We start from the raw sequence: 373 nt of genomic DNA on the forward strand, positions 1-373 counted from the left end.
CGAAGGCGATGCTTGTGGGAGCGAGCTTGCTCGCGAAGGCCGGAACCGACCACCCTTCGCCCGCAAGCGGCCTCCAACAGGCCTTCGATCCGGCGCCGGCGCTGATTTTCCTGTTGGAGGGAGCTTGCTCGCGAACCGTTGGGGCCACCCTTCGCCCGCAAGCGGCCTCCAACAGGCCTCCGATCCGGCGCCAGCGCTTCGCTTCCGCGGCAATCCACCGCTGCCGACCGAAGGCGATGCTTGTGGGAGCGAGCTTGCTCGCGAAGGCCGGAACCGATCACCCTTCGCCCGCAAGCGGCCTCCAACAGACCTTCGATCCGGCGCCGGCGCTTCGCTTCAGCGGCAATCCACCGCTGCCGACCGAAGGCGATGC

Annotated in this window: 1 protein-coding gene; it reads left to right on the forward strand. The window is 68.4% G+C overall.

The window, feature by feature from the left end; translation table 11 throughout:
• Positions 1-26 precede the first annotated feature (26 nt).
• The coding region (locus tag HFP89_RS15755) for a hypothetical protein (RefSeq protein WP_206212156.1) at positions 27-373 on the forward strand (347 nt) is incomplete at its 3' end.

The sequence above is a fragment of the Wenzhouxiangella sp. XN79A genome (genome assembly GCF_012272825.1).
GTDB lineage: Bacteria > Pseudomonadota > Gammaproteobacteria > Xanthomonadales > Wenzhouxiangellaceae.